Origin of the sequence: Bradyrhizobium sp. UBA2491 (assembly GCF_002341725.1) — a bacterium.
In the GTDB taxonomy this organism is placed as follows: domain Bacteria; phylum Pseudomonadota; class Alphaproteobacteria; order Rhizobiales; family Xanthobacteraceae; genus Bradyrhizobium.
The window spans coordinates 19,714-45,707 of sequence record NZ_DDOP01000028.1; the positions used below are offsets into that span (position 1 = coordinate 19,714).

Here is a 25,994-nt window from a genome sequence, read left to right on the forward strand (position 1 = left end):
GCTTCTATGCGAGAAAGCCCGTCAAGACAACGTTGCGTAGCTTTTGAGCGTTTTGATGCGTCTGTTCCGGGCCGATCCGGCCGCGTCCCATCATACGGGAATTCCGTCCACACTGACGAGCTTCGTCGACGAGGTGTACGCCACGATCTCCGGGCTGTTCGCCTATGTCGCCGTGCTCGCGCTGTTCGTTGCCCTCGGCACCCATCTATGGCGGCAGCTGCCGGATGCAACGCCGACGGTCACCCCGGCGGTCGCGGACTGGAGCCCGGCCAGCCGCCAGGCGCCGGCTTTCGCCATCAGCAAGATAGATCTGCGAGATAAAACAGAGACTTATGAGGTGCTCCGGCACCCCGAGGGTGGCCGCAAGGATGTCTTTCACTGGGCCGACGCGGATGGCGCGGCGACAGCCGAGCTGGAAATCTACCGCCCTGGCAGCGAGGCCGTCGGACCCGCGATGACCGAGATTGCCGGGCGGCTCGACCCTGGCGGCGCCCGCGAACTCGAGGCCGCCGGCATCGTCGACAGCAAATTCGGCAGCGTCACCCTGCTGCGCCCGGCGCGGCAGGACGGCAGCCGGGCCTGCCTCGGCTTCCTCAAGCAGGCCGATGCGCCCGATCTGCGGATCTCCGGCTGGACCTGCCAGGGTGCCAGCCTGCCGGCCCAGCGCGCCGCGATCGCTTGCATGCTGAACCGCCTGACCCTGTTGGCGGCCGGCAACGACCCCCGGCTCGCCGCCTTGTTCGCCCATGCCGAGCTGCGGCGCACTGACTGCGTTACCTCCGGCACGCCCGCGCTGTCCTCAGACTGGGTGATGGGGAGCGAGAACCCGCTTCTGCGCGGTGCGCTTTGATGGCGAGACCGTGGCAAGGCACTGGTTTTCATGAAACTTTTGCGCTTGGACACGCATTATCTCAGCCGGTGTGGCGCAATTGACCTAGTGACGGCCTCGCCACCATGGCTACAATGTGTCCCGAGTGATTTTGGCTGATACGCCAGCCCCCGAACGGGGCCGTAATGACGAGGATGCGATGACCTTGAAATTCCCTGCCGCGAACAAGCTCGTGGTGTTGCTTGCCGCGGCCGCGGTCACCGCAACCGCGCTCAGTGTCACTGCGGCCAGCGCGCAGCAGGCCCCGAGCAAGCGCAAGCAGCAAGAGCAGTATGACCGCGACGGCCGCCGCTACTACGGCGCGCAGGGTCCGAACCGCGTCTATCAGCAGGGCCCGCGCACCCGCGTCTACGTCACCACGCGCTCCTGGCTCGACGCCGGCACCGAAGTGCTGCCCGGCGATCGCAAGTTCAACGACTATGCGTACCCGCCGGATGTCGGCTACCCCTCGTTCGCACGCGAGAACAACAACCGCCCGATCGATCGCCAGCCGCTCAGCCCGCCGTCCGATCTCGGCGGCTATCCGCGGAACTTCCCGCTGTACTGAGATTTTCGGCGCACTGCCGATACGAAAATGCCCGGCTCGAGCCGGGCATTTTCATTTGAGGCTCTGTCACTCCGGGGCGTGGCGACACATCGCCCCGGAATGAAGCGCGAGGCTTACGCGTGCAGCTTCTGCAATTCGTTCAGGATCGCCTCGCCCATCTGCGCGGTGCTGACCGGCGTGGTGCCGGCCGACTTGATGTCGGCGGTGCGCAGGCCGCTGGCGAGCACGGCGGCGATCGCGGCATCGACCTTGTCGGCAAGGTCGCCCATGCCGAACGAATAGCGCAGCGCCATGCCGAACGAGGCGATCATCGCGATCGGATTGGCAAGGCCTCGGCCTGCGATATCCGGTGCCGAGCCGTGCACCGGCTCATACAAAGCCTTGCGCTCCTTGGTCTTGGCGTCCTCCTTGCCGAGCGAGGCCGACGGCAGCAGGCCGAGCGAGCCGGTCAGCATCGCCGCGATGTCGGACAGCATGTCGCCGAACAGATTGTCGGTGACGATGACGTCGAACTGCTTCGGCGTCTTGACCAGGTTCATGCCGCCGGAATCGGCGAGCTGATGCTCCAGCGTGACGTCCTTGTATTCGCGCGCATGGACCTGGGTCATGACCTCGTTCCAGAGCACGCCCGACTTCATGACGTTGCGCTTCTCCATCGACGTCACCTTGTTCTTGCGCTTGCGCGCCAGGTCGAAGGCGACGCGGCCGATGCGCTCGATCTCGAAGGTGTCGTAGACCTGGGTGTCGACCGCGCGCTTCTGGCCATTGCCGATATCGGTGATGGTCTTCGGCTCGCCGAAATAGACGCCGCCGGTGAGCTCGCGCACGATCATGATGTCGAGGCCCTCGACGATCTCGCGCTTGAGGCTCGAGGCATCGGCCAGCGCCGGGTAGCACACCGCCGGACGCAGATTGGCGAACAGGCCGAGATCCTTGCGCAGCCGCAGCAGGCCGGCCTCGGGACGGACGTCATAGGGCACTGAGTCCCACTTCGGACCGCCGACCGCGCCGAAGATCACGGCATCGGCCGCCGTGGCCTTGGCCATGTCGGCTTCCGAGATCGACACCTTGTGCGCATCATAGGCCGAGCCACCGACCAGGCCCTGCTCGGTCTCGAACTTGGCGATGCCCTGCGCATTGAGCCAGTCGATCACGCGCTGCACCTCGGCCATCACTTCGGGGCCGATGCCGTCGCCGGGGAGAAGCAGCAGTTTATGGGTCGCCATCGTCGTTACCTCACTCAATCGGGCATGCCCGCCATTATTCGGCGCGAGTGCTAAAACGCCCCGCACCGATTGGCAAGGCACCCCAATGGGGCCAAAATGGCCCGGAAAGAGCCAGCCGCGCCCAATAAGAAGCCAACAAGACGGACCTCATGACCGCAGCCATCGTCTACGCCTTTGCCTCGGCCATTTTCCTCGGTGCCGGGGTGGTGCTGGCGCAGCTCGGCCTGCGCACCGTCGAACCGCTGTCGGGTGCGGCGATCAGCGTGCCCTCCTTCACCTTGCTGTTCCTGGTGCTGTCGCCGCTGATCCTGCATGGCGAGCCGGTGGTCTGGCGCGGCCTGCCGATCTTCATGGCGATCGGGCTGTTCTTCCCGGCCTCGCTGACGCTCCTGACCTTCGCCTCGAACCAGGCGCTCGGACCCGTGATCACCTCGACGCTGGGCAATCTGGCGCCGCTGTTCGCCGTCACCGCCGCCGTGGTGCTGCTGCACGAGCCGCTGCAACCGCAGCAGCTCATCGGCCTCGTCGTCGCGGTGGCGGGCGCGGCCGTCATCACCGTGAACCGGCCGCGCGACCTCGGCCACTGGCGGAGCTGGGCCCTGCTGCTGCCGCTCACCAGCGCGGTGGTGCGCGGCGTGGTGCCGCCGATCGCCAAGCTCGGCCTTGCGATCTGGCCGAGCCCGCTATGGGCCTGCCTGGTCGGCTACGTGATGTCCTCGCTGGTGGTGCTGAGCGTGCAGCGGATCCGCAAAGGCAGCTTCATGGTGGAGGCGCCGCGCGAGGGCCGATTCTGGTTTGCGCTCACCGGGATCAGCAACGGGCTCAGCGCGCTCAGCCTGTTCGCCGCGGTTCGCAACGGACCGATCACGCTGGTGGCGCCGCTCGCCGCGATCTATCCGCTGGTCACCGTGGCGATGAGTGCTGTCATGCTCAAACATGTCGAGATCACACCGCGGATCGTCGCCGGAACCCTGCTGACCGTGATCGGCGTCGCGCTGGTCCTGATCGCCTGATTGCCCGATCCGCAAGACAGTGTTGCCGCGTGAGGCGCTGGGCAGGACCGCCGCAGCCTGCCACAATGGCGGGATTGCCGGAGTGAATTGTGAGAGCCCCCGCCCCATCCTACGCGCATCCCGCGCGGCTGATCCTGATTCTATCGCTTGCACCGACGGTCGGCCTCGGCATCGGCCGCTTTGCCTATTCGCTGGTGCTGCCCGACATGCGCGACTCACTGGCATGGTCCTATTCGGCCGCCGGCTTCATGAACACGATCAATGCCGCCGGCTATCTGGTCGGCGCGCTGTTCGCCTCGCGCCTGATCCAGCGCTTCGGCCTCGCCGCATCGGTGCGCTGGTCGACGCTGATCTGCGCGCTGTCGCTGGCGCTGTGCGCCATCTCGGGCAATTTCATCGTGCTGAGCCTGTCCCGCCTGCTGGTCGGCCTCGCCGCCGCGGTCGGCTTCGTCGGCGGCGGCGCGCTGGCGGCAACGATCGCGCAGTCGCGGCCGGAACGCGCCAACTTCCTGCTCAGCCTGTTCTATGCCGGGCCGGGCGTCGGCATCCTGGCATCCGGCCTGATCGCACCGTTCGTGCTGCAAGGCTTTGGCGCCGGCTCGTGGTGGATCGTGTGGTGGGCGATGACCCTGCTCGCCGCGATCATGACGGTGCCGCTGTGGCTTGCACCGCTCCATACCGATACCGCCGCCGGCGGCATCGTACGCACCAAATTCGCGGTCACCCCCGTCCTGATCTACCTCGCCGCCTATTTCCTGTTCGGCGCCGGCTACATTGCCTACATGACCTTCATGATCGCCTATGTGCGCGACGGCGGCGGCGGCGCGGTGGCGCAGAGCGCGTTCTGGAGCCTGATCGGCGTCAGCGCATTCGTCACGCCATGGATCTGGCGGCGGGTGCTGGCGCTCGACCGCGGCGGGCTCGCCACCACGATCATTCTCGGCGTCAATGCGCTCGGCGCGGCACTACCGATCTTCGGGCATGCGCCGCTGTTGCTGGCGGTCTCGGCGCTGGTGTTCGGTGTCGCCTTCTTCGCGGTGGTCGGCTCGACCACCGCCTTCGTGCGCTTCAACTACCCGCCGCAGTCCTGGCCGACTGCGATCGCGGCAATGACCATCGCCTTCGGCATCGGCCAGACGCTCGGCCCGATCGTGGTGGGCGCGATCACGGATGCGGTCGGCAATCTGTCGGTTGCGCTCAACGTCTCGGCCGCGATGCTGGCGCTGGGCGCGCTGCTGTCGGCGCTTCAGCGGAAGGTGGGGCCGTGATTGGTCGTCCCGGCGAAGGCCGGGACCCATAACCACGAATGGCTGTGATGGAGGGAAGCGTCGCCCCGCTTGCCTATTTCCGCTGCCGCGGAGTATGGGTCCCGGCCTTCGCCGGGACGACCGCAGATCAGCTCCCACTAAACGAATTATAGCCCTGATCTTCCCAGTAGCCGCCCTTGTAGTCGTTGGTGACTTCCATCGAGAGCACGTATTTCGGGTTCTTGAAGCCGAGCTTGGTCGGCACCCGGATCTTCATCGGGAAGCCATAGGCGCGCGGCAGGATCTGGTCGGCGAATTTGAACGTCATCTGGGTCTGCGGATGCAGCGCCGTGCGCATGTCCAGTGGTGAATTGTAGCCGTCCTTGTCGGCGCACTGGAACCAGACATATTTCGCGCGGGTGTCGGCCCCGACCAGCTTGAGGAAATCGCGCAGCGGCGTGCCGGTCCAGCTGCCGATCGCGCTCCAGCCCTCGACGCAGATATGGCGCGTCACCTGCTTGACCTGCGGCAGCTTGTACAATTCGTCGAGCGTCCACGGCTTCTTGTTCTCGACCAGCCCGCGCACCTCGAGCTTCCAGTCCGCGGCCGCGATCTCGGGCGCATCGTCGAGATCGTAATAGGCGTTGAACGGAAACGGCTTGGTGATCATGCTCTCGGGGAAGGTCGGCGCCAGCGCATCCGGATTGAACATCCAGGCCTGCACCGCGTCGTTGAATTTCGAGACCTTCTTCAGCAATTCTTCCGCCGACGACGAATCGACCACGTCGCAGCCGGTCAACAGCGTCAGCGCGCCGAGGCTGGTGCCCGCCGTGATGAAACGACGGCGCGTCAGTTCCGGCATCGTCTTCACCGCATCGCGCACCAGCAGCTTCTTGTCGACGCCGGGGATCAGGAGCTTTCGGAGACGGCCCATAATATCCTCCTCAACGCCCGATGATCATGGCGCGCAGGCTCTTCGGTACCAGCAGTGCGAGCGCGACATGGATCACCAGGAAGGCGACGATCAGCGCCATGCAGGTGAAGTGGACGTAACGCGCGAAATCGTAACCGCCGAACAGCGACACCAGCCAGTGCAGCTGCACCGGCTTCCACATCGACAGGCCGGACAGCACGATGACGACGCCGACGATGATGATGCCGGCATAGAGCAGCTTCTGCACCGAATTGTACTTGCTGAGATCATCATGCGACAGCTTGAAGGTCAGCGCCGCCTTGGTGTCGGCGATCACGCCGCCCGGGGTGATCGGCAGCAACTTCCTGCGGAAGCGGCCGGTGGCGAAACCGAGCGCCAGATAGGTCAGGCCGTTGACCATCAACAGCCACATCGCCGCGAAGTGCCAGAGCAGCGCGCCGCCGAGCCAGCCGCCCAGCGTGATGTTCGAGGAGAACGTGAAGCCGAACAGCGGCGAGGCATTGTAGATCTGCCAGCCGGACATGATCATCAGGATCATCGCAACCGCGTTGATCCAGTGCACCATGCGCACCCAGACCGGCTGGATGATGACCTTGGCTGGCGTCGCGGTCTCTGCCCGGTGGTCGTCGCTGACGGCGAGGCTCGTCATTGGAATTCTCTGCTGGTGGTCGTTACCGGTTTATACGCCCGGAACCGGAGTTCCGTTACGGGGGGACGTATCATCCATTCGATATACGCCGCCTCCTCTGGTCACAAAAATGCGAGCCGGGGCGGCGCCCGGCTCGCTATGTCGCAAGTCCGAATATGGACTAAATCGAGCCGCCCGGTGCTACGACGCCGGCATCAGCACGGTGTCGACCACATGGATCACGCCATTCGACTGGTTGACGTTCGGAATAGTCACGGTTGAGGATCCACCCTTGGCGTCGACAATCATGACCGTGTCGCCGGAACGTTTAACAGTCAGGTCTTCGCCTTCGACTGTTTTGAGCTTCTTGCCGTCGGTGAGGTCGGACGCCTCGAGCTTGCCGGGCACCACGTGATAGGTGAGTATCTTGGTCAAGGTTGCCTTGTTCTCGGGCTTGACCAAATTGTCGACCGTGCCGGCAGGTAGCTTGGCGAACGCCGCGTTGGTCGGCGCAAACACCGTGAACGGCCCCTTGCCTTCCAACGTCGGGACGAGGCCCGCCGCTTTCACGGCGGCGACGAGTGTGGTGTGATCCTTCGAATTGACCGCGTTCTGGATGATATTCTTGGAAGGGAACATGGCCGCGCCGCCGACCATGACGGTCTTCTCGCCGGACATTTCGCTCTTCGTCATCTTCTTGTCTTCAGCATTGGCCGGCGCCATCACGGTGGCGGTGATTGCCAGCGCGCCGAGGGCTACAGCGGACAGAGTTGCAATACGCTTGGACATCTTTCATCTCCCGATGATTGGGCAGGCGGAGTTCGCCGGCGGCGTGGGATCAACGACGACGCAAAGCGCGTGCTGGCTCGCATCGCAGTCGTTCAAGCTACGGGATGGTTTTCGGACGGTTTCTTCGAATAACTTATCGTGATGCGTGAAACCATTGGCCGTTGGATTCGTTTGGCTCCCGCGATTTTGCGCGCACGATGGCGGCAGCGACCTACTCGCCAGCCGCGATAACGGGCAGCGCGCATGAGCAGCCCCGATCCTTATTAGTGCACCGCCGCGAGCAATTTGCTTGCCGACCTGCCTCGATCGGTTCAGCCTCAGTCCCGCGTGCAGCTTCGTGACACGTTGCAGCGGGGGGAAATCAAAACATGAGCAGCATCACGGCTGACAGCCAGGCCGCGTCCGCGGTGAACGATGCGGGCAGCGACGTCGGCCCGCTCGAACAGAAGCATCTGCAATACGCCAATTACCGCGCCGTCGCTGCTAGCACCGAGCTCACCAAGACGCACTGGCACATCGCCACCGCCAACGCGCTCGGCTGGGGCTTCGACGGCATGGACGGCGTGATCTTCGCGCTGATCGCGCCGATGGTGATCAAGGAATTTGCGCTGACCTTGCCGGAATACCGCTCGGGCATGCAGATCGCTTTGTTCGTCGGAATCGCCGGGCTCTATTTCTGGCCGTGGCTCGCCGACCGCTATGGCCGCCGCACGCTGCTCGCCGTCAACATCGCGCTGTTCTCGCTGCTGATGCCGGTCGCAGCGTTGTCGCCGACCTTCGCGGTGTTCGTGATCGCGCGCTCGCTGCTGTTCTTCGCGCTCAACGGCGAATGGTCGCTCGGTTCGATGCTGGTGGCGGAGACCTGGCCGGCGCGCTTGCGCGGCCGCGTCATCAGCATCACGCGTTCGGCGTGGTGCCTCGGCGCCACGCTCGCGGGTGCGATCACTGGCCTCGTGGCCGCCAATTACGGCTGGCGTATCGCCGTGATGGTCCCCGGCGCCATCGCGTTGCTCGCGATCTATATCCGCTCGACCTGTCCGGAATCGCCCTATTGGGTGCGCTCGCAGGACCGCAAGCGGCGCATCTCCGAGACGCTGGCGCGCGGCGGCACGGTGAGCGACGACGACCGCAACTGGTTCACCAAGGCCAAATCGGTCGGCATCAGTCAGGTGTTCATGCCCGACGTGCTGCCCTCGACACTGGTCGCACTGTTCGTTGCCTGCGCCTCGACCTGCATCTACGGCACGGTCGGTGCCTGGATGCCGCTGTATCTGTCGACCGAGAAGCATTGGTCGACCGCGGAGTACAGCCTGTTCTACGTGTTCTACGGCCTCTGCGGCTTCCTTGGCCTGTGCCTGGTCGGCTGGCTGATCGACAAGATCGGCCGCCGCCGCACCTTCATCGTGACCTTGATCGAAGGCGCGATCTTCATGACGCTCTGGGTCTATTCCGAGGATCGCGTCTGGCTGTGGGCGTTCGGCCTCGCTTGGTGTCTCGGCTTCCTCGGCTTCTGGGGCCCGAGCACGACGCTGACGGCGGAAATCTTTCCGACCCGGATCCGCGGCGCCGCCAATGGCGTGGTCTGGGCGATCGCCTATTTCGTCGGCTTCGTGCTGTTCCCGTTCGTCTCGATCGCGCTCCAGCAGCACACCGGCTCGTTCGCGCTGGCGTTCCTCTGCATCCCCGTGCTGATGATCGCGATGGCGATCGGCGTGTTCTTCTTCGTGCCGGAGCATACCGGCAAGGAGCTGAACGAGATCAGCGAGTGAGAGAAATCGTAGGGTGGGTTAGCCGAAGGCGTGACCCACCTCTTATCGCGCCGCGGCGCAAATGGTGGGTTACGCTTCGCTAACCCACCCTACGCATCTTTCCTAATCCCGGTTCGCCGGCGTCTGGATGAATCCCCGATTGTGGGTCGGGCTGATCAGGATCTCGTTCATGCAGACCCGTGCCGGCATGCTGGCAACGAAGGCGATGGTGCGGCCGCAATCCTCGGGTTGCAGCATCTTGGCCTGCTCGGCCTCGCTCGGCACCACCGGCCGCTGCTTGAGGATCGGGGTTGCGACCTCGCCCGGCGACAGGCAGCAGGCGCGCAGGCCATTGACGCATTCGTCCATGTTGAAGGAATGGGTCAGTGCCAGCACCGCGTGCTTGGTCGTGGTGTAGGCCGGGCCCGGCATCTTCGAGACGTGGCGGCCAGCCCAGGAGGCGACATTGATGATGCAGCCGTCCTGCTGCTTGCGCATGGTCGGCAGCACCGCGCGCATGCAGTAGAGCACGCCGTTGAGGTTGACCTCGACCAGCTTGTCCCAGCCTTCCAGTTCCATGTCGGCCCAGCTGCGCTTCGGGACGTTGATGCCGGCGCTGTTGACCAGCAGGTCGATGCGGCCGTGCTTGGCGACGATGGTCTCGGCCGCCTTGTTGACGTCAGCCTTGTTGCTGACATCGAGCGGGATCGCCTCGGCCTTGCCGCTCTTTTTGGTGATGTTGCCCACCACGCGGTCGAGCTCTTCCTTGCGGCGGCCGGAGACCACCACCGTCCAGCCGTCCGCCGCCAGGAATTCCGCCCCGGATTCACCGATCCCCGTTCCGCCGCCGGTGACCCAGGCCACGCGTTTCCCATGATTTGTCATGCAAACTGTCTCCGTTGCTTTCCGAAGGGCGTTTTTGCTAATCCAGCCAGACGTTTCCAGCCCTTTCGCCCCTCGGGGGATGTTGCATGAACACGACCACCAACGCCAACCTGTTTTCCCGCCTGTTCGACGGCCTCGACGACCCCAACCGGCTCGCCATCGAGCAGCTCGACGGCAGCCGCATCACCTATGGCGATCTGATCGCGCGCGCCGGCCAGATGGCCAATGTGCTGGTCGAGCGCGGCGTCAAGCCGGGCGACCGGGTCGCGGCACAGACCGAGAAATCGGTCTCAGCGCTGGTGCTCTATCTCGCCACCGTGCGCGCCGGCGGCGTCTACCTGCCGCTCAACACCGCCTATACGCTGAACGAGCTCGAATACTTCATCACCGATGCCGAGCCGACGGTCGTGGTCTGCGATCCCTCGAAGCTCGACGGCATCAGGGCGATCGCCGCCAAGGTGGGCGCCAAGGTCGAGACGCTCGATTCGAGCGGCAAGGGCTCGCTGACCGAGGCCGCCGACAAAGCGCCGAAGGCGTTCGCCACGGTACCGCGCGGCGACAATGATCTCGCCGCGATTCTCTACACGTCAGGCACCACCGGCCGCTCCAAGGGCGCGATGCTGTCGCACGACAATCTCGCCTCGAACTCCTATTCGCTGGTCGACTACTGGCGCTTCACCGACAAGGACGTGCTGATCCACGCCCTGCCGATCTATCACACCCACGGCCTGTTCGTGGCGAGCAACGTCACGCTGTTCGCGCGCGCCTCGATGATCTTCCTGCCGAAGTTCGATCCGGACGTGATCCTGAAGCTGATGGCCCGCGCCACCGTGATGATGGGCGTGCCGACCTTCTATACCCGCCTGTTGCAGAACCCCGGCCTGAACAAGGACGCCACCAAGCATATGCGGCTGTTCGTCTCGGGCTCGGCGCCGCTGCTCGCCGACACCCATCGCGAATGGTCGGCACGCACCGGCCACGCCGTGCTCGAGCGCTACGGCATGACCGAGACCAACATGAATACGTCGAACCCCTATGAGGGCGATCGCGTGCCTGGCGCCGTCGGCTTCGCGCTGCCCGGCGTCTCGGTGCGGGTCACCGATCCCGAGACCGGCAAGGAGCTCGCGCGGGACACCATCGGCATGATCGAGGTCAAGGGCCCGAACGTGTTCCAGGGCTACTGGCGGATGCCGGAGAAGACCAAGGCCGAATTCCGCGGCGACGGCTTCTTCATCACCGGCGACCTCGGCAAGATCGACGACAAGGGCTACGTCCACATCCTCGGTCGCGGCAAGGATCTCGTGATCTCCGGCGGCTTCAACGTCTATCCGAAAGAGATCGAGAGCGAGATCGACGCCATGCCCGGCGTGATCGAATCCGCCGTGATCGGTGTACCGCATGCCGATTTCGGCGAGGGCGTCACCGCCGTGCTGGTGTGCAGCAAGGGCGCCGATGTCAGCGAGGCCGCGGTGCTGAAGGCGCTCGACGGACGGCTCGCCAAATTCAAGATGCCCAAGCGCGTCTTCGTGGTCGACGAATTGCCGCGCAACGCGATGGGCAAGGTGCAGAAGAATATCCTGCGCGATAAGTACAAGGACATTTATTCGAAGGCTTGAGGGGACGCGACGACGTCGCGAGGGCCAAATGAACCGCGAGTATGCCGAGAAGATCTGTCTGCAGATCTTCGATGCTTTGGACGCAATGTACGAGGCTGAAAGGAACATCGCAGGGCTTGGCAAGCAGGAGCGGATTCGTTTCCATGATTCGGTTCAGGAGGTCATCGCGGCCATCGAGGACAAGCTTCTCCTTCCGATTTGCGAGCAACATCCGGACCTGCTGCCACCCACAGAGGAGCGAGAGCCAAGCATACTCTGCGGCGAACTGACATGGAGCGAGGTGAAACTTCCGCCTTCAGTGACTGAAGATCAACTCGACGAGGTGATCTTGTCGCTTTTGAAGCCGCGTTGGCTGAAGGTCGTGAGGTTCGTGACCATGGCAGAAGAACGCTTCAAGGAGCTTGGCTGGGCGATCAGCTATGAGGCGACCGCGGCGCGGCTGAAGGCGCTCTCCGATATGGATCGTATAGAGGGGGTCGGCGATATGCGGTACTGGGGCAACAGCGAGGTCCGGTTGAAGGACTAGAGTCGTTTCCGTTCCGATAGAATCGGAACGGGCTCTAGGTTCTTGTCTTGACGCGTTTTCTTCACGCGAACCGGTATCCACTTCGCTCGAAAACGCTCTAACTGCGACTAGTGCCCGCCCAGCAAACTGATCACGAAGCGCCCGCCGACGATAAAGAGATAGGCCCCGAACGCCACCTCCAGCGCCCGCTTCGACAGCGCGTGCGCAACCTTCACGCCGAGCGGCGCGGTGACGAGCGTGGTCGGCATCACCAGCAGCGCGCCGATCAGCGAGACGTAGCCGAGCGCGAACGGCAGTTGCAGCGCGGCGACGTCGGGGAAGCGCGCGGCGGCGGGCCAGCCGGCATAGACGTAGCCCAGCGCACCGGGGATCGAGATCAGCACCGCGAGCGCGGACGAGGTCGCAACCGCCTGATGGATCGGCCGGCCGTAGAAGGTCATCAGGAGATTGGCGAACAGACCGCCGCCGATGCCCATCAATGTCGAGAGCAGGCCGACGAAGAAGCCATAGACGCGCATCAGGAAACCTTTCGGCACGTCGTCGCCGAATTTCCAGGTCTCGCGCGCCAACAGCAGCCGCGCCGCCGCCGACCAGGCCACCAGGACGAACACGATCTTGAACAATCGCTCCGGCGCGAAGCGCGCGGTGACGCTGCCGGCGGCGACGCCGATCACGATCGGCAGCCACCAGCGCTTCAGGATCTCCATATCGACCGCGCCGCGGCGATAATGGGCGCGGAACGAACTCAGCGAGGTCGGGATGATGATGGCGAGCGAGGTGCCGATGCAGAGCGGCATCCGCACCTCGAGCGGGACGCCGGCGAGGCGAAAGCATTCGTAGAACACCGGCACCAGGATCGCGCCACCACCAATGCCGAACAGGCCGGCAAGAAAGCCGGACAGCGCGCCGACCGCAATCAGCAACAGTGCGAGTTCGAGCAATTCGCTGGGATCGAGGCCGGCCATCATCTTCTTCGTGCAGCATCGGGGTGCGTGTTGCCGGAGCAGGTGCTTCGGCGACGTTTCGCGACTGCGCGTCGCGAGCAATAGCCGCTTTTCGGATTCGGGAGTATCGGCGCCATCGCGCAGGTGCTCATGCAACGTCTCGCGTGACGCGTTGTCGACGGACCAAGGCGAATCGCAAATTCCGCATATCGGGTCGGCTCTGGATGAATGGCCGCTGCGCACGGATTGACGCGGTGCGGTATGGCGACGGCATGATCAACAGGTCGGTTCGACAGATGCAGTCCAGGGATTGCAGGTACAGGCGTGCGGCGCCTCTCACCCAGCCACGAACCGATGCGAGTGGCAGCGAATCCGTTGCTTCGGCCGTCGCCGGCCCGATCGCCTAAGATCAGGGCATTTGTCGATTATCTGGTGGAACAATGGGGCAAAACCGGCGGCTTCCGGTCCGCGTCCTTGCGCCTTCCGATGGCTCTTCAACGAGGCCGGAATATGGATTCACTTCTTAGTTCAGTCGACCTTGCATCTGGTATACCACACTGCGGATCAACCAGAATTCGGCAAGTCTAACAATGAACTTCGGTTCGACCGAAGGCTATTTGGCCGTTGCGCGGCGAGGTACGACTCCGTAAATAGAATTCGTCTACCGCGTTCCCCGATGGGCCGGCCGCGGTCCCTCACAACACAAAGCCCGCCGATGACCGCCAGGATCGAACGACCCCTTTCACCCCATTTGCAGACCTACCGGTGGACCCTGACGATGGCGCTGTCCATCGTCCATCGCGCCACCGGTGTGGCCCTCTATTTCGGCACCCTGCTGGTCGCCTGGTGGCTGATCGCAGCCGCCTCCGGCCCGACCGCCTACGCCAACGTCCAGGCCTTCACCGGCAGCGCGATCGGCAAGCTGATCGTGTTCGGCTATACATGGGCGCTGATGCACCATCTGTGCAGCGGCATCCGGCATTTCGTCTGGGACCTCGGCTACGGCTTCAAGGCCAATGAGCGCGAAGCCCTGACCTGGGGCGCGCTGGTCGCCGGCATCTCGCTGACCGTGCTGGTCTGGATCATTGCCTACGCCGTCGGGGGTGGACGATGAGCAGCCGCCCCTCAATGCGGACGCCGCTGGAGCGCGTCCGCGGCCTCGGCTCCGCGCATACCGGCACCTCGGATTTCTGGCGTCAGCGCCTCACCGCGGTCGCGATGACGCTGCTGATCGTCCCGGTCATCGTCGTGATGATCATGCTGATCGGCCGCAATCATGCCGGCGCGGCGCAAATCCTCGGCTCGATCCCGATCGCCATCATCCTGCTGCTCTTCATCATCGCCAGCACATGGCACATGAAGATCGGCATGCAGGTCGTGATCGAAGACTACATCCACAATGAGAAGCTGAAGATCGCCAGCGTGATGGCGAACAACTTCTTCTGCGTCGCGGTCGCCATGGCCTCGATCTACGCAATCCTCAAATTGTCGTCGGGAGTTTAACCCATGGCTGGAGAAGCTAACGGCAAGACCACCAACGGCAGTGGTCCGGCGACCAACGGCAAGGCCTATCCGATCCAGGACCACACCTACGACGTCGTCGTGGTCGGCGCCGGCGGCGCGGGCCTGCGCGCCGTGGTCGGCTGCTCGGAAGCGGGCCTGCGCACCGCCTGCATCACCAAGGTGTTCCCGACCCGCTCGCACACCGTTGCGGCGCAGGGCGGCATCTCGGCCTCGCTTGGCAACATGCACCAGGACGACTGGCGCTGGCACATGTACGACACCGTGAAGGGGTCGGACTGGCTCGGCGACCAGGACGCGATCGAATACATGGTGCGCAACGCGCCCGACGCGGTCTACGAGCTCGAGCATTGGGGCGTGCCGTTCTCGCGCACCGAGGACGGCAAGATCTACCAGCGCCCGTTCGGCGGCATGACCATGGATTACGGCAAGGGCCAGGCGCAGCGCACCTGCGCCGCCGCCGACCGCACCGGCCACGCCATGCTGCACACGATGTACGGCCAGTCGCTGCGCCACGCGGCCGAGTTCTTCATCGAATTCTTCGCCATCGACCTGATCATGGACGACCAGGGCGTCTGCCGCGGCGTGATCGCGCTCAAGCTCGACGACGGCACGTTGCATCGCTTCCGTGCCCAGACCACGATCCTGGCGACCGGCGGCTACGGCCGCGCCTACGCCTCCTGCACCTCGGCGCACACCTGCACCGGCGATGGCGGCGGCATGGTGCTGCGCGCCGGCCTGCCGTTGCAGGACATGGAGTTCGTCCAGTTCCACCCGACCGGCATCTACGGCTCGGGCTGCCTCGTCACCGAGGGCGCCCGCGGCGAAGGCGGCTATCTCGTCAACTCCGAGGGCGAGCGCTTCATGGAGCGCTACGCGCCTTCGGCCAAGGACCTCGCCTCGCGCGACGTCGTCTCGCGCGCGATGACGATCGAGATCCGCGAAGGCCGCGGCGTCGGCAAGAAGAAGGATCACATCTTCCTGCACCTCGATCACCTCGATCCCAAGGTGCTGCATGAGCGGCTGCCGGGCATCTCGGAATCGGCGAAGATCTTCGCCAATGTCGACGTCACCCGCGAGCCGATCCCGATCGTGCCGACGGTGCACTACAACATGGGCGGCATCGCCACGAACTATCACGCCGAGGTGCTGACCAAGCGCAACGGCGACGACAATTCGGTGGTGCCGGGCCTGATGGCGATCGGCGAAGCCGCCTGCGTGTCGGTGCATGGCGCCAACCGCCTCGGCTCCAATTCGCTGATCGACCTCGTGGTGTTCGGCCGCGCAGCGGCGCTGCGCCTCGCCGACAAGCTGACCGCGAACGCCAAGCAGCCCGAGCTGCCGAAGGATTCGTCCGACCTTGCGCTCGGCCGGCTCGATCACTTCCGCCACGCCTCCGGCGGCACGCCGACCGCGAAGCTGCGCGACAGCATGCAGCACGTGATGCAGAACAATTGCGCGGTGTTCCGCACCGGCGACATTTTGCAGGAAGGCCAGAACCTGATCCACAAGGTCTATGGCGGCGTCGGCGACATCTCGGTCTCGGACCGTTCGCTGGTGTGGAATTCCGACCTGATCGAGACGCTGGAATTCGACAATCTGATCGTGCAGGCGGTCGTGACGATGGACTCGGCGGCCAACCGCACCGAAAGCCGCGGCGCGCATGCGCGTGAGGACTTCCCAGACCGCAACGACAAGGACTGGATGAAGCACACGCTGACCTGGATCGATCCGGCCGGCAAGACCGCGATCGAGTACCGTCCGGTGCACAGCTACACGATGACCAATGACGTGCAGTACATCCCGCCGAAGGCGCGGGTCTACTGAGAACGAAGGCGAGCAGACATGGTTGAATTCGCACTTCCGAAGAATTCGAGGATTTCCGGCGGCAAGACCTGGCCTAAGCCGGCCGGCGCCACCGAGACCCGCGAATTTCGTGTGTATCGCTGGAATCCGGACGACGGCAAGAATCCGAGCGTCGACACCTACTATGTCGACACCCATGATTGCGGTCCGATGGTGCTGGACGGTCTGATCTGGATCAAGAACCACATCGACCCGACGCTGACCTTCCGCCGCTCCTGCCGCGAAGGCGTTTGCGGCTCCTGCGCGATGAACATCGACGGCCAGAACACCCTGGCCTGCACCAAGTCGATGCACGATGTCGGCGCCGGCGGCGCGGTGAAGGTCAATCCGCTGCCGCATCAGCCGGTGGTGAAGGATCTCGTCCCTGACCTCACCAATTTCTACGCCCAGTACGCTTCGATCGAGCCGTGGCTCAAGACCACGACGCCGACGCCGCAGAAGGAATGGAAGCAGAGCCACGAGGACCGCGAGAAGCTCGACGGCCTCTACGAGTGCATCCTGTGCGCCTGCTGCTCGACCTCGTGCCCGAGCTACTGGTGGAACAGCGAACGCTTCCTCGGCCCCGCTGCGCTGCTACAGGCGACGCGCTGGGTCACCGACTCCCGCGACGAAGCGACCGGCGAGCGGCTCGACAATCTCGAGGACCCGTTCCGCCTCTATCGTTGCCACACCATCATGAACTGCGCCAAGGCGTGCCCGAAGGGCCTCAATCCCTCGGAAGCGATCGCCGAGCTCAAGTTCAAGATGGTCGAACGCCAGATCTGATCCGACGCAACGGCGGCTGGCGTTTATATCAGCGCCCAGCCGCCGCCGGCCGGATCAGGATATCGGCACCGACCGCAGCGACCCCCGGCTTGCGGAGGTCGAGGACGACGTCGACGATGCTGTGATCCTCCGGATCCATCGTGACGGTGAAGCCGAGATCGCGGCACATTCCGATCATCGTGGTGTTCTCGGTCAGCACCTGGCCTGACAGCCGCTGCAAGCCCTCCGACTGCGCATAGTGGATCAGGAGCTGCATCAGCGCCCAGCCGAGCCCTTTGCCTTTGAGATCGGACTGCAACAGGATCGCATATTCGGCGTTCTCGTAGAGCGAGTCCGAATGCAGACGCACCGCGCCCATCATCTCGCCGGACGCCGGGTCGAGCGCCACAAAGGCCATCGCGCGCGCATAGTCGAGCTGGGTGAGCCGCGCGATGAAGGCGTGCGAGAATTCCTTCATGGCGTGGAAGAAGCGCAGCCTGAGGTCCTCGGCGCTCACGCGCTTGAAGAAGCCATCGACCATCGGCTCGTCCTCCGGCCGCATCGGACGCACGGTGACGCGCGAGCCGTCGCGTAACGCGAGCTCGCCCTCCCATTGCGACGGATAGGGCCTGACCGCGAGCCTCGTATGGCCCGCAAACAGCCGCGCGGGCTTGCGAATCGCCACCCGCGCATCGAGCGCGAGCACGCCGCTCTCATCCGCCAGCATCGGATTGATGTCGAGCTCGGCGACTTCGGGAATATCGGCCGCCATCTGCGCCAGCTTGACCAGCGTGAGCGGCACCACATCGGCCGGGACCGCCGCCACGTCGCCATAGCCGCCGAGCAGCCGCGAGACGCGGGTGCGCCCGACCAGCTCACGGGCGAGATTCATGTCGAGCGGCGGCAACGCCAGCGCCTTGTCATTGATCACCTCGACCGCGGGACCGCCGCGCCCGAACACGATCACCGGGCCGAAGGTCGGATCGTCGGCGATGCCGAGGATCAATTCGCGCGCCGCGCGGCGCACGATCATCGGCTGGATCGTCACGCCTTGCAGGATGGCATCGGGCCGCGCGCTTCGTGCGCGGTCCATGACCGTCCTGGCCGCTTCGACGACGCTGTCCCTGGTGCGCAGATCGAGGATCACGCCACCGACATCGGAGGCGTGCCGGATGTCGCGCGAGAACACCCTGACCACGATGGCATGTCCCTCGGCCAGGAACGGCGCCGCCTTCTCCGCGGCGTCCTCGGCTCCGTCGGCGACGATGGTCGTCACGATCGGGATCCGATAGGCCTCGAACAGGGCGACGATCTCGGCCGGGTCGAGCCAGGCCCGTCCCTCCGACAACGCGTTCAAGACGACGTGCCGCGCCGCCGCCGTATCCGGCGTGAACACCGAGGCAACGCCGGGCGGAATTGCGGCGAGTGCCGTGGAGGCCTCGCGGTAGCGCACCAGATACATGAAGGCGCGCACCGCATCGTCCTCGGTCGGGAAATGCGGGATCCGCGCCGCCTCGAAGATCGCGCCGGTGCGCTCGTCGGCGCCGACCCACGCCGCGAGCACCAGTGCGGCAACCGCGCTCCGCTTCGACCTGCGCTCACGGACGCATTGCGCCACCGCCTCGGCGATGCCCTCGGCCGGCGCCACCGCCATCTCGACATTCGCGACCAGCACCGCGTCGCTGTTGGCGTCATCGAGCAACGCGTTGAGCGCCACCACATACCGCGCGGCATCGGCATCGCCGGCGATGTCGACCGGATTGGCGCATGACCAGCCCGGCGGCAGCATCTTGTCGAGCCGTTCGATCGTCTCCGTCGCCAAGGTCGCGGGAACGCCGCCAAGCTCGGCGAGCCGGTCGGTCGCGAGGATGCCGAGGCCGCCGCCATTGGTCAGGATCGCCAGCCGGTTGCCGCGCGGAACGAAGCCGCGGCCGAGCAACTCGGCACAATCGAACAATTGGCGCAGGTCGTAGACGCGCAGTATGCCGGCGCGGCGGAACGCGGCGTCATAGACCGCATCGGAGCCGGCCAGCGCGCCGGTGTGGGTCGCAGCGGCGATCGCGCCCTGCGCCATCCGCCCCGACTTGACGATGATGACCGGCTTCAACCGTGCCGCGGCGCGCGCCGCCGACATGAACTTGCGCGCATCCTTGACCGCCTCGAGGTAGATCAGGATCGCGCTGGTATGGTCGTCGAGCGCGAAATGATCCAGCAGGTCGGCGACGTCGACGTCGAGCTGATCGCCGATCGAGGCGATGCCGGAGAAGCCGAGCCTCCGCTCCGCCGCCCATTCGATCATCGCCGATGCGACCGCGCCGGACTGCGAGATCAGTGCGACATGTCCATCGGACGGCTGATGCGAGGCGAAGCTCGCATTGAGCTTCGCACGCGGCACCATGACGCCGAGGCAATTCGGCCCGATCAGACGCATGCCGTGGCGCCGCGCCGTCTGCCCGGCGATGTCCGCAAGCGAGCCCGCGCCGTGGCCGAGACCGGCCGACAGGATCGCGGCACCGGCGACGCCGGCCAAGGCTGCCTCCGCCACGATCTCCGGCACGGCAGCCGCCGGCGCGCTGATGACGACGAGATCGGGCGTGAACGGGAGCGACTTCAGATCCGGAACGGTCGGCACGCCATCGACATCGGCATATTGCCGGTTGACGACGCCAACCTTGCCGCCGAAGCCGCTTGCCTTGATGTTTCGCAGCACCGCCGCGCCGAGCGATGACGGTCGCGGGCTGCCACCGACCACCGCGATGCTCCGCGGCGAGAATACCCGCTCCAGGCCGAAGGTCGACATTGCGTGGTCTCGCAGGCAAGCGCGTGATGCGCTCCGGATCAACTCTACTTCGTCGTTCGACCCATTGTAACCGCTGCGACCTCTGGTCCGTATGACGGAACGCAGCACTCCGCCTAATGCAGCCCCAGCGCCTGCGCCAGGTTGAAGGTCAGGAAGCTCGCGGCATAGGCCAGCGCCAGCATGTACAGGAACGTCACCACCATCCACTTCGCGCCGCCGGTCTCGCGGCGGATCACCGCGAGCGTCGAGGCGCATTGCGGGGCGAAGATGTACCAGACCAGCATCGACAGCGCGGTGGCGAGCGTCCATTTCTGGGCCAGCACCTGGCCGATCGCATCCGCCGCCTCCTTGCCGCCCTCGATCGAGTAGACGGTGCCGAGCGCGGCGACCGCGACCTCGCGCGCCGCCATGCCCGGGATCAGCGCCACCGCGATCTGCCAGTTGAAGCCGATCGGCCGCAGCAGCGGCTCGAGCGCGTGGCCGATCATCGCCGCGAAGCTGTAGTTGATCGCCGGCCCCTCGGCCCCGGCCGGCGCCTGCGGGAACGAGGCCAGGAACCAGATCAGCACCATCATCGAGAGAATCGTGGTGCCGGCGCGGTACAGGAACATCTTGGCGCGGTTGAACACGCCGATCGCGATGCTGCGCAGCCGCGGCATCTTGTAGTCGGGCAATTCCAGCATGAACGGCGCCGGCGCATGATCGCGCCACAGGAAGAATTTTGCGATCGCCGAGACCGTCAGCGCGCTGGTGATCCCTGCGGCATAGAGGCCGAACATCACGAGCCCCTGCAAATTGACGAAGCCCCACAGCGTGGTCGACGGCACGAAGGCGGAGATGATCAGCGTGTAGACCGGAATCCGCGCCGAGCAGGTCATCAGCGGCGCGATCAGGATCGTGGTCAGGCGATCGCGCGGATTGTCGATCACCCGCGTCGCCATGATGCCGGGAATGGCGCAGGCGAAACTCGACAGCAGCGGAATGAAGGCGCGGCCATGCAGCCCGGCGCCGCCCATGATGCGGTCCATCAGGAACGCGGCGCGCGCCATGTAGCCGAAATCTTCCAGCAGCAGGATGAATAGGAAGATGATGATGATCTGCGGCAGGAACACGATGACGCTGCCGACGCCCGAAATCACGCCGTTCTGCAGGAAGCTCTGCAACAGGCTCCAGTTCGCGGGCAGGATGTCGTGGATCAACTGCCCGAGCGCGGCGAAGCTGTCCGACAGCAATTCCATCGCCGGCTGCGCCCAGGTGAACACCGCCTGGAACATCACGAACAGGATCACGGCCAGGATCACGATACCCCAGACCGGATGCAGCACGACGGAATCGATCCGGTTGGTCAGCGTGTCGGGCTTGGCCGGCAGCGTCACGACAGCGGCGATGATGCGATCCGCCTCGCGCTGCGCCGCCTTGAGATCGGCGATCGTCGGCGCGGTCCATTCGCTGGCCGCCGCTTCATGCGACTTCGACAGGAATTCGTCGGTCCGCTTCAGCAGCTCGTCGACACCGCCCTTGCGGACCGCGACCGAGGTGACGATCGGCAGCCCCAGCTCCTGCGACATCCGGTCGAGATCGATCGTGACGCCGCGGCGCTTGGCGATGTCGATCATGTTGAGCACCAGCATCATCGGCCGGCCGATCCGCTTCAGCTCGAGCACCAGCCGCAAGGTCAGCCGCAGGTTGGTGGCGTCGGCGACGCACAGCATCAGATCGGGCACCGCCTCGCCCTCGAAGCGGCCGAGCACGATGTCGCGGGTGATCTCCTCGTCCGGGCTGCGGCCACGCAGCGAATAGGTGCCCGGCAGGTCGAGCACGGTCACGCTGCGGCCCTCCGGCGTGACGAAGCCGCCGGATTTGCGCTCGACCGTGACGCCGGGATAGTTGGCGACCTTCTGGGTGCTGCCGGTCAACCGGTTGAACAGCGACGTCTTGCCGGTGTTCGGCGCACCGACCAGCGCCAGACGCAAGGATGCAGTTGTCATTCGACGATCACGGCCATGGCTTCACTCCGGCGCAGCGCGATCGTGATGCTGTCGACGCGCACCGCGATCGGGTCCCTCCGGATCGTCCCCTCGTGCAGGATCTCCACGCGCGCGCCTTCCACAAATCCCATCTCGACCAGGCGCTGCTCCAGCTCCTGCGGGGAGAGCGATGAGCCCGTCACGAGCGCATCGAGCCTGACGATCCTGCCGACAAAACCGCGATCCGCATGTCCGAGCCGGGTGTCCCGAAAACTGTCCTGGGTGGTGTTTGGATCGCCTGTCATCCGGCCTGTTTTTCAGCAGGTAGTCACAGGGTCAAGCATTTGCCCGTGAGAGGTTTTAGAACTCCTAAAAACAGCACCTGCGATCGGCATCCCGGCCGATTTTCCGCTTGACTGAAGCTGTCTTGTTAACGGGGGCGTGATCGCGGCGGACGGCCTGTGTGCGCGGCCCGGCCGGACGCGGCGACGGCGACCGTACGCCCGCGGCGCCCTCCGGCGGCCGGGTTTGGGTTTCTCCAGCGCAACGGTTTGCGTTAAGGTCCGCAAGGAGCCGGAGCGCCCGTGCAACCCGCACAACGCAATTCGCTGAGACTGCTGCAATGGATGATGGCCGCCTCGCTGGCCCTTCCGCTGGCGCTGTTCGGCTTCGCATCTGCGATGTCGCGGATCTCGAACAGTGAGGCCGCCGACCAGGAGATCCAGCGGACGCTCGATGTCACCCATGAGCACGCGCTCAAGGTGTTCGAGACCATCGACCGCAGCCTGTCCGAGGTCACCGAGGTCGTCCGCGGCATGAGCGATGCCGAGATCGTCGCGCACGAGAAGAACCTACACGACCGGCTGCGCCAGGTCGCCGAGGCGCTTCCCCAGGTGAAGTCGCTCTGGGTGTTCGATGCCAACGGCCGGGCGCTCGTCAACAGCCTGGTCGAGCCGGCCCCCGACGTCGATTTCTCGGACCGGGACTATTTCCGGATCCATGCCCAGGGCAACATCGGCACCTTCATCGGCGAGGTGCTGACGCCGCGGCTGCCCTATCAGGGCGCGCGATTCTTCAGCGTCGGCCGGCGCCGCAACAATGAGGATGGCAGCTTTGCCGGCGTGATCCAGGCCTCGGTGCTTCCCGAATATTTCGAGAATTTCTACGCCCGGATCGGCCGCGAGCCCGGCAGCTTCCTGGCGCTGATCCGGACCGATGGCGCCGTGCTGGCGCACTTCCCGGTCGTCGACCACCAGGCGAGATTCGAGCCGAGCGGGCCGCTGGGACAACAAATGGCCGCCAATCCGCTGGCCGGCACCATGACGATCCGCTCCCCCGTCGACGGCATCGAACGGCGCATGCGCTACGAGCGGCTGCCCGAATACCCGCTTTATGTCAGCGCCGGCCTCGAAACCTCGGCGATCCGGGCGCGCTGGATCACGACCATGGCCCAGCATTTGATCTTCGGCATCCCGGCCACAGCCCTGCTGTTTGGCCTGCTGGCGCTCGCCTACCAGCGAACCGAGCGCCTGGAGGAGGAGGCCAACCGGCGGATCGAGGCCGAGGATGCGCTGCGGCATGGCCAGCGGCTGGAAGCGCTCGGGCAACTCACCGGCGGCGTCGCGCACGATTTCAACAATCTGCTCACCGTGATCCGCGCGTCGGTCGACATGTTGCGGCGGCCGGACCTGCCGGAGCCGCGGCGGCAGCGCTACATCGACGCGATCTCCAACACCGTGAACCGTGCCGCCAAGCTCACCAACCAGCTGCTGGCGTTCGCGCGCCGGCAGGCCCTCAAGCCCGAAGTGTTCGACGCCTGCCAGAACGTCCGGACCCTGTGCGAGATGATTGCCCCCCTGATCGGCTCGCGGATCGAGATCGCAGCGCAGGTGCCCGACGAGATCTGCCTGGTCAACGCCGATGCGGGCCAGTTCGAAACCGCCGTGATCAACATGGCGGTGAATGCGCGCGACGCCATGGATGGCGTCGGCCGGCTCACGATCGCGGTCCGCCCGGTGAGCAGCCTGCCGGCCAACGTGGCCGGCGCGCCGAGCGCGCACGGCCATGTCGCGGTTACGGTGACCGACACCGGCGTCGGAATTCCGCAGGAGCTGTTCGGCCGGATCTTCGAGCCGTTCTACACCACCAAGGAGGTCGGCCAGGGCACCGGCCTCGGCCTGTCGCAGGTGTTCGGCTTCGCCAAGCAGTCCGGCGGCGAGGTGGATGTCACCAGCGAAGTCGGCAAGGGCACGACCTTCACGCTCTATCTGCCGCGCGTCGTCGGCGACCACGACACCCCGTCGCCGCTCGCCGACGATGCGCTGCCGGTCGATGGGACCAACGCATCGGTCTTGATTGTCGAGGACAATGCCGAGGTCGGAAAGTTCGCCGCCGACACGCTGACCCAGCTCGGCTGCACCTGCGTGCTGGTGGAGAACGCCACCCACGCGCTGGAGGAGCTTGCCATTGACTCAGGCCGGTTCGACCTCGTGTTCACCGACGTCGTGATGCCCGGCATGAGCGGCATCGAGCTCGCGGAGGAGATCCGCCGGCAGCGGCTCGACCTGCCAATCGTGCTCGCCTCCGGCTACAGCCAGGTGCTGTCGCAACAAGGCAGCGGCGGCTTCGAGTTGCTACAGAAGCCCTACTCGGCCGAACAGCTTTCGCGCGTGCTGCACAAGGCCGCGCGCTCGCGCCGGCTGCGGCGGGACCAGGCGCCGGCGGAGTGAGTGAACCGCGCGCGCCATGCGTCAAAGCGGATGGTTGGAATGAGGTGCAGCCGCAGGTAACGGTAGCTGCCGAAAGAACAGATTGCGACCTGCTTTGCGCTCGGGTGCAAAGCGACCTCTCCAAGGCAGAGGCGAATCGAGATCGGGGATGCAAATGCCTCACGACAAGGGAGCCACGCGATGATCGACCATATCGGCTTTTCGGTCTCCGACTATCAACGCGCGAAGGCGTTCTACCAGACGGCGCTGGCGCCGCTCGACTACAGCCTGATCATGGAAGTGCCGGCGGAGGTGACCGGGCACGCGCCCGCGGCGGGCTTCGGCGCCAACGGCAAGCCGGACTTCTGGATCGGCGGCGAAGGCGCGATGGACAAGCCGGTACATATCGCCATCATCGCCAAGGACCGCGCCACCGTCGATGCCTTCTACGCGGCGGCGATGGCGGCCGGCGGCCGCGACAATGGCGCGCCCGGGATCCGCGCGCATTATCACCCCAATTATTACGGCGCATTCGTGCTCGATCCCGACGGGCACAATATCGAGGCGGTCTGTCACACGCCCGGTTGAGGAACGCCCCAGCACGCGGTCCGTTGTCGCTTCGCATCCCAACGGAGCGATCAACGTGCACGACGCGACGCAAGGGCTCGATACAATGCCGATCGAGCCTCCGGAGATTCCGCCGGCCACACCGGGCACGCCGAGCGAGCCACCCCCGGGGGTTCCACCGGGCAACCCGCAGCCGGAAATTCCGCCGCCGGTGCGCGAACCCGGCGAGCCGCCGCGGCCGGACGAATTGCCCGGCAAGACCCCCGACGAATCATCGCTGCGCGGACCGGCCGCGGCACCCCGCCCGCCGCCTGCGACAGATCGACCCGCCACCCGGTGAGACACCGCGCGCCGCAGTTCCCCGTCGATTGCAAGTGTGTCCAAGCGTTTCTTCTGAATGCGTCGTGAACAAACGCGCATGCAACCCGTTATAATGTCGAAATAAACTTGGCCGATGATTCGGCGCTCGCCACAATCCGGCCCAACGGCTGGCAATTCATCGTGCTGCCGAATTGTTCGGCTCTCTGTTTCCTTCCTGCCCAGACTTTTCCGCCGGGGACTCCAAAGACCATGACAAAGCTTCGTCTCGTGCTGCTTGCCACGACTGCGCTGACGGTGATGCAGTTCGCCACTTCAGCGTCGCACGCACAAACCTCGCCGCTGGTCGTCGCACAGGCGCAGCCAAAGGAAGAAACCGGACCTGACGGAAAGCCGAAGCCGCGGCCGGAACGCCCCGCGCCGGGCGCACCCGCACATCCGGCACCGCCAGCAGCCGCGCCGCACCCGCAGGCGCCACCACCCGCCGCCGCGCCAGCCGCGCATCCCGCTC

Annotated in this window: 23 protein-coding genes and 1 pseudogene; 15 read left to right on the top strand and 9 right to left on the bottom strand. The window is 65.3% G+C overall.

From position 1 onward, the window contains the following. Positions 1 to 55 precede the first annotated feature (55 nt). Together B2W55_RS08255 and B2W55_RS08260 are read left to right on the top strand one after the other, a co-directional pair. Positions 56 to 850: a hypothetical protein gene (locus B2W55_RS08255; RefSeq protein ID WP_024583207.1), complete on the top strand. Its 795-nt coding sequence runs from the start codon at positions 56 to 58 to the stop codon at positions 848 to 850. A gap of 178 nt (positions 851 to 1,028) precedes the next feature. Further along, on the top strand, positions 1,029 to 1,436 hold the full coding sequence (locus B2W55_RS08260) for a hypothetical protein (protein ID WP_024583206.1): 408 nt from the start codon (positions 1,029 to 1,031) through the stop codon (positions 1,434 to 1,436). A 113-nt stretch (positions 1,437 to 1,549) separates the two neighbouring features. Here the strand turns inward: B2W55_RS08260 and leuB are convergent, their stop codons facing one another. After that, positions 1,550 to 2,662: a 3-isopropylmalate dehydrogenase gene (gene leuB / locus B2W55_RS08265; protein WP_024583205.1), complete on the bottom strand. Its 1,113-nt coding sequence runs from the start codon at positions 2,660 to 2,662 to the stop codon at positions 1,550 to 1,552. A 149-nt stretch (positions 2,663 to 2,811) separates the two neighbouring features. Here leuB and B2W55_RS08270 point away from each other — a divergent pair, with 149 nt between their 5' ends. Together B2W55_RS08270 and B2W55_RS08275 are read left to right on the top strand one after the other, a co-directional pair. Beyond that, positions 2,812 to 3,675: an EamA family transporter gene (locus B2W55_RS08270; RefSeq protein WP_024583204.1), complete on the top strand. Its 864-nt coding sequence runs from the start codon at positions 2,812 to 2,814 to the stop codon at positions 3,673 to 3,675. 89 nt (positions 3,676 to 3,764) lie between these two features. Further along, on the top strand, positions 3,765 to 4,943 hold the full coding sequence (locus tag B2W55_RS08275) for a YbfB/YjiJ family MFS transporter (RefSeq protein WP_024583203.1): 1,179 nt from the start codon (positions 3,765 to 3,767) through the stop codon (positions 4,941 to 4,943). A 127-nt stretch (positions 4,944 to 5,070) separates the two neighbouring features. Here B2W55_RS08275 and B2W55_RS08280 read toward each other — a convergent pair whose 3' ends face one another. The 3 genes from B2W55_RS08280 to B2W55_RS08290 all read right to left on the bottom strand — a co-directional run bounded on the left by B2W55_RS08280 (position 5,071) and on the right by B2W55_RS08290 (position 7,273). Beyond that, entirely contained in the window at positions 5,071 to 5,856 is a 786-nt protein-coding gene (locus B2W55_RS08280; RefSeq protein WP_024583202.1) for a molybdopterin-binding protein, read from the bottom strand. A 10-nt stretch (positions 5,857 to 5,866) separates the two neighbouring features. Continuing rightward, on the bottom strand, positions 5,867 to 6,505 hold the full coding sequence (locus tag B2W55_RS08285) for a cytochrome b/b6 domain-containing protein (RefSeq protein WP_024583201.1): 639 nt from the start codon (positions 6,503 to 6,505) through the stop codon (positions 5,867 to 5,869). A 180-nt stretch (positions 6,506 to 6,685) separates the two neighbouring features. Next, positions 6,686 to 7,273, bottom strand: a complete 588-nt coding sequence (locus B2W55_RS08290) for a fasciclin domain-containing protein (RefSeq protein ID WP_024583200.1) — start codon at positions 7,271 to 7,273, stop codon at positions 6,686 to 6,688. Between the two features lie 368 nt (positions 7,274 to 7,641). Between B2W55_RS08290 and B2W55_RS08295 the strand changes: the two genes are divergently transcribed. Then, positions 7,642 to 9,042, top strand: a complete 1,401-nt coding sequence (locus B2W55_RS08295; RefSeq protein ID WP_024583199.1) for an MFS transporter — start codon at positions 7,642 to 7,644, stop codon at positions 9,040 to 9,042. A 102-nt stretch (positions 9,043 to 9,144) separates the two neighbouring features. Here the strand turns inward: B2W55_RS08295 and B2W55_RS08300 are convergent, their stop codons facing one another. Further along, the gene (locus B2W55_RS08300; protein WP_024583198.1) at positions 9,145 to 9,906 is read right to left on the bottom strand and encodes an SDR family oxidoreductase; all 762 of its coding nucleotides are present in this window, start codon (positions 9,904 to 9,906) and stop codon (positions 9,145 to 9,147) included. A gap of 86 nt (positions 9,907 to 9,992) precedes the next feature. Between B2W55_RS08300 and B2W55_RS08305 the strand changes: the two genes are divergently transcribed. Together B2W55_RS08305 and B2W55_RS08310 are read left to right on the top strand one after the other, a co-directional pair. Continuing rightward, on the top strand, positions 9,993 to 11,522 hold the full coding sequence (locus B2W55_RS08305) for a malonate--CoA ligase (RefSeq protein WP_024583197.1): 1,530 nt from the start codon (positions 9,993 to 9,995) through the stop codon (positions 11,520 to 11,522). 28 nt (positions 11,523 to 11,550) lie between these two features. Continuing rightward, positions 11,551 to 12,048 (top strand): hypothetical protein, encoded by a 498-nt coding sequence (locus B2W55_RS08310; protein WP_024583196.1) that lies wholly within the window; start codon positions 11,551 to 11,553, stop codon positions 12,046 to 12,048. A 107-nt stretch (positions 12,049 to 12,155) separates the two neighbouring features. Here the strand turns inward: B2W55_RS08310 and B2W55_RS08315 are convergent, their stop codons facing one another. Then, positions 12,156 to 13,016 carry a sulfite exporter TauE/SafE family protein gene (locus B2W55_RS08315; RefSeq protein ID WP_024583195.1) on the bottom strand — a complete coding sequence of 287 codons (861 nt, stop codon included), beginning with the start codon at positions 13,014 to 13,016 and terminating at the stop codon, positions 12,156 to 12,158. Between the two features lie 691 nt (positions 13,017 to 13,707). Here B2W55_RS08315 and sdhC point away from each other — a divergent pair. From sdhC to B2W55_RS08335, 4 genes are read left to right on the top strand one after another with little or no spacing between them, the layout of a single operon-like run. Further along, complete coding sequence (gene sdhC / locus B2W55_RS08320) at positions 13,708 to 14,106, top strand: succinate dehydrogenase, cytochrome b556 subunit (protein ID WP_024583194.1); 399 nt, start codon at positions 13,708 to 13,710, stop codon at positions 14,104 to 14,106. 14 nt (positions 14,107 to 14,120) lie between these two features. Continuing rightward, positions 14,121 to 14,495: a succinate dehydrogenase, hydrophobic membrane anchor protein gene (sdhD, locus tag B2W55_RS08325; protein WP_024583193.1), complete on the top strand. Its 375-nt coding sequence runs from the start codon at positions 14,121 to 14,123 to the stop codon at positions 14,493 to 14,495. Between the two features lie 3 nt (positions 14,496 to 14,498). After that, positions 14,499 to 16,340 carry a succinate dehydrogenase flavoprotein subunit gene (gene sdhA / locus B2W55_RS08330; protein WP_024583192.1) on the top strand — a complete coding sequence of 614 codons (1,842 nt, stop codon included), beginning with the start codon at positions 14,499 to 14,501 and terminating at the stop codon, positions 16,338 to 16,340. Between the two features lie 18 nt (positions 16,341 to 16,358). Next, positions 16,359 to 17,144 (top strand): succinate dehydrogenase iron-sulfur subunit, encoded by a 786-nt coding sequence (locus B2W55_RS08335; RefSeq protein WP_024583191.1) that lies wholly within the window; start codon positions 16,359 to 16,361, stop codon positions 17,142 to 17,144. A 28-nt stretch (positions 17,145 to 17,172) separates the two neighbouring features. Here the strand turns inward: B2W55_RS08335 and B2W55_RS08340 are convergent, their stop codons facing one another. The 3 genes from B2W55_RS08340 to B2W55_RS08350 all read right to left on the bottom strand — a co-directional run bounded on the left by B2W55_RS08340 (position 17,173) and on the right by B2W55_RS08350 (position 22,195). Next, positions 17,173 to 19,923, bottom strand: coding sequence for a bifunctional acetate--CoA ligase family protein/GNAT family N-acetyltransferase (locus tag B2W55_RS08340; RefSeq protein ID WP_024583190.1), 2,751 nt, complete (start codon positions 19,921 to 19,923; stop codon positions 17,173 to 17,175). Between the two features lie 113 nt (positions 19,924 to 20,036). Next, positions 20,037 to 21,911, bottom strand: coding sequence for a ferrous iron transporter B (gene feoB / locus B2W55_RS08345; RefSeq protein WP_024583189.1), 1,875 nt, complete (start codon positions 21,909 to 21,911; stop codon positions 20,037 to 20,039). After that, a complete protein-coding gene (locus B2W55_RS08350) occupies positions 21,908 to 22,195 on the bottom strand; it encodes a FeoA family protein (protein ID WP_024583188.1) in 288 nt (95 codons plus the stop codon). Before B2W55_RS08350 ends, feoB begins: the two co-directional genes overlap by 4 nt. A gap of 279 nt (positions 22,196 to 22,474) precedes the next feature. On the opposite strand from B2W55_RS08350, the gene B2W55_RS08355 reads away from it, so the two are divergent. From B2W55_RS08355 to B2W55_RS08370, 4 genes and pseudogenes are all read left to right on the top strand, one after another. Then, the gene (locus B2W55_RS08355) at positions 22,475 to 24,619 is read left to right on the top strand and encodes a hybrid sensor histidine kinase/response regulator (RefSeq protein WP_024583187.1); all 2,145 of its coding nucleotides are present in this window, start codon (positions 22,475 to 22,477) and stop codon (positions 24,617 to 24,619) included. A 180-nt stretch (positions 24,620 to 24,799) separates the two neighbouring features. Further along, complete coding sequence (locus B2W55_RS08360) at positions 24,800 to 25,186, top strand: VOC family protein (RefSeq protein WP_024583186.1); 387 nt, start codon at positions 24,800 to 24,802, stop codon at positions 25,184 to 25,186. Between the two features lie 85 nt (positions 25,187 to 25,271). Next, the gene (locus B2W55_RS08365) at positions 25,272 to 25,505 is read left to right on the top strand and encodes a hypothetical protein (protein WP_080890900.1); all 234 of its coding nucleotides are present in this window, start codon (positions 25,272 to 25,274) and stop codon (positions 25,503 to 25,505) included. A gap of 230 nt (positions 25,506 to 25,735) precedes the next feature. Further along, a pseudogene (locus B2W55_RS08370) lies at positions 25,736 to 25,994 on the top strand (OmpA family protein); the annotation flags it as partial.